At 54.5% G+C, this 3,271-nt stretch carries 2 protein-coding genes and 1 pseudogene; all 3 read left to right on the top strand.

What is annotated here, in order from left to right:
- Positions 1-126 precede the first annotated feature (126 nt).
- The 3 genes and pseudogenes from VMW13_04410 to VMW13_04400 all read left to right on the top strand — a co-directional run bounded on the left by VMW13_04410 (position 127) and on the right by VMW13_04400 (position 2,929).
- A pseudogene (locus VMW13_04410) lies at positions 127-492 on the top strand (right-handed parallel beta-helix repeat-containing protein).
- Positions 493-1,283: 791 nt separating this feature from the next.
- Entirely contained in the window at positions 1,284-2,144 is an 861-nt protein-coding gene (locus VMW13_04405; protein ID HUV44057.1) for an alpha/beta hydrolase, read from the top strand.
- Positions 2,145-2,287: 143 nt separating this feature from the next.
- Complete coding sequence (locus VMW13_04400; protein HUV44056.1) at positions 2,288-2,929, top strand: TetR/AcrR family transcriptional regulator; 642 nt, start codon at positions 2,288-2,290, stop codon at positions 2,927-2,929.
- Positions 2,930-3,271 lie beyond the last annotated feature (342 nt).

Genomic DNA, 3,271 nt, shown 5'->3' with positions numbered 1-3,271 from the left:
GCTTCCTCTCGAAACTCCTTCGTGTACCTTCCTTGTGGAATCCCTTTCAATCTGACACCTCCGTCTCTCTATTCTACCTGACTTTGGTGTCCGTTAAATCCATCCTACCTCACCTCATGTTACTGCGGTATCGATGTCAATGGTGGCGGTGTCGGTGCGAGCGGTAACAAGGTGATGAAGAACATGATATCCTCATGCGATTGGGGTCTGATGCTTAACGACGCCAGCAACAGTCAGGTCATGCACAACGAGATCTGGGATATGCTACATAATGGCTTATCGTTGTGGTCCGGCTCGGACAACAACAGTGTGAAGATGAACGAAGTTGCAGACGCAGGGGCATTCGGCATCGCGGTATTCGGGGAAGGCAATATCATGCGAAAGAACAACGTATCGGGCAGCGGCTGGCTCGACTTGTACGATAGCAGCTACCCGCCTGGCCCGCTGGCCAATGAATGGGTGAAGAACGAGTACGATACCAGGAACTGGTAGGTTTTTAGAGGGGGTGGAGATAATCTCTACCCCCTCAGTCCCCCCAGACGGCGCCTGGATATGGTGCAGCGACGAAGAGGTGATAGAGGGGCACTGACCGATCCTGCAACCCTCTGACCGTGCACTTGCAGTGGGAATGACTGGGCTTGAATCGTTCTGAGTCAACGTACCAGGACACTCGCTACTCTCTCCATACAGCCTTCCGCAGGATGCGACCAGGTCACTCCATGCCTTGTATCCAACAAGATAGCGGATTGTGTGATATCCGTCTCGCAGCCTCTGTCCTTAATCAGGCACATTGACGACCAAGAAACGAGCATCCAACATGACTGTACCTATCTGGAAGGGTAGGGCAAGAAATGTCATGAGGGCATTGGATTGAGGTTTATCACTCCGCCCATGATGCTCTGCCTCGATACGAACTGTCCCCATCAATTGACGTAGACAGGTTTCTACTATACACTAGCAGGGTGCTGCAAAACCTCATTTTGCGAAAAATGACGCGCCGTTCAGATACGAAATTGGGACTGGTTTCCGGCTTTTCACCCCTTTTTCAGCACCCTGCTAGTCCCATCACAAAAACTGCCGGTAGTCAGTCAAGCAGTCTTTATAAGGTATGCGCATTGAAACAACCAGAGGAGACCAGGCGACTCGTATGCAAAGGAACGCAAGTGTCGAATCCATTGAAGGTTGACCTCGGGATATATGAGTCGACCCGGACTGACAGAGCGGTAGACCTGGACAACCTCTGAGTCCTATACTGAAGGTGCTGCCGTGATGAGAGGTGAATTATGGAAGACAAATTTGCTACTATACTGTCATCGACGGGGGAACTAAATCTGGCTTACCAGAGTTTCGGGGATGAAAACGCCCCGGTTTTCCTCCTGGTTACGGGGTGGTTTTCTGATATGACACTGTGGCCACGCGGATTCTGCGAGGAGCTTGCGGCACGCGGATTTCGTGTCATCCGCTACGACAACCGGGACGCAGGCTTGAGCGCACGTACCGATATCGAGAACATCGATCTTACCCGACCGCCGTACACGATGTCTGACCTTGCTGCTGACGCTGTTGGTCTACTCGATACGCTGGGAATACCTGCTGCTCATGTGGCCGGTTTTGCCATGGGCGGCACTATTGCCCACTTCATTGCAATTGAGCACCCGGAACGTGTCCTCAGCCTTGCACCAATGGCCACGGCGAGTGGGGCAAGAGGCTTCACCCTCCCCGACCTTTCGATAATCTCCGTCCTGAGAGAGCCGTTTCCGACGGATACTGAGGGTCTCGCCCGGCACCATAAGAAGCTCTTCGCGGCAATGGCCGGTTCCAGCTTTGATGAAGTGGACTACGAGGAACGTCGGAGGGAATCAATTGCCCGTGGTGCTTCTCCAGCACGCGGTGACTTGCATAACAGGGCCAATGCCACCTCCGGAGACAGAACGGAGAGGCTCGGACAGGTCAGGGTGCCAGTTCTGGTCGTTCATGCCGAACAGGACCCCCTGGTCTCACTGGAGGCAGCCCAGGCACAGGTGAATGCCTTCCCGAATGCGGAACTTCTGGTGCTCGAAGGGATTGGTCATGGGGTATTACCACGTCATCACTGGCCCAAGCTAGCCGACGCCTTGCAGAAACTGGCATCACGCGCAGGCTGACCAGACACCAGCCCCCATCCAGCCATGTTCCTCCTGCAGGCGGCGCATCGCAGGTCTCAACTCGCTATTGACATCCTGTTGTAGACTTTGTATAATTGGGGTAAGTATCTAACAGCCGTTATGTAACAGGTGTTAAGCTCGCCATGACCACTACAGCTAGTAGAATACGCACTTTCAGCACCAACAAACCCCTTGTCCGCCAGAGGCGGAGAGAAATAGCGCGCGCCGCGGTCAAGGTGTTCGCTAAGAAGGGCTATAGCCGCGCCGGCATGCGCGATATCGCCCGGACTTGCGGGGTTACCACGGGCACGCTCTATTACTACGTTGGTTCGAAGAGAGACATCCTCAACCTGGTTGCTGAGTTGAGCTTAGTTACACATAGCGACCGCTTTGGGGAGTTGGTTAATCTGGTCACCGAGCTTCCGCCGCTAGAGGCCATCCGGCAGGCAATCAAGGTGTACCTGGAGCACGTCAATGAGAACCAGGACCTGTATATCTTCCTGGACCACCTGCCGGCAACACTGAGCCGGAAGGAGCGGGAGCCACTGCTTGAGGCCGCTTCGGTTCACTCGGACTATTTCAGCACACTACTGGAGCGGGGTATCCAGGATGGTGAGTTTGGTCGGGTCGACTGCCGGTTCGTCGCCGGGGTGCTTGTTCGCGAGGCCAACGGCTGGGCTCATTCCCGGTGGGTCCTAAGAAAGCGGTACACACTGGAAGATTACACGGACAGGCTTACCGAACTGATCATGATAGCCCTTCGGAATGGCGCTCCGGAGGTGTGATACGGCAACGCGAGAAGGCCGGGGCTGGATAGAATTGGAAAGGAATACCTGCGGCGGGCCCTGTCGGGGGAAACCAGAGTGAGGGGGATGAAGAGGATGACCATTTCCAGCTTAATTAAGCGCTACCACCCCCTCCCGTGTCCGGAGTTCTGGGGGTAATCGGGTATATCTCGACGTAAGCGCTATCTGTTGCGCCGCGCAATTTGTTGCGCCCTAATCGCACAGTATGTGCCGTAATCGGGATTATCGGCAGGCCCCGCCAATCGAATATCGCTACTATAGGGTACGATTGAGGAAGCTATGCGCACTTACCTGATTAGAAGAATACTCCTGCTGATACCC

Source organism: Dehalococcoidales bacterium, assembly GCA_035529395.1.
GTDB lineage: Bacteria > Chloroflexota > Dehalococcoidia > Dehalococcoidales > Fen-1064 > DUES01.
The sequence above is the reverse complement of the archived record's forward strand: the minus strand, read 5'-3'. Positions and strand labels throughout refer to the sequence as shown.

Bases quoted from the DNA above. Each gene is read 5' to 3' on its own strand.
- VMW13_04405 (HUV44057.1), top strand. From the start codon at position 1,284: ATGGAAGACAAATTTGCTACTATACTGTCATCGACGGGGGAACTAAAT.
- VMW13_04400 (HUV44056.1), top strand. From the start codon at position 2,288: ATGACCACTACAGCTAGTAGAATACGCACTTTCAGCACCAACAAACCC.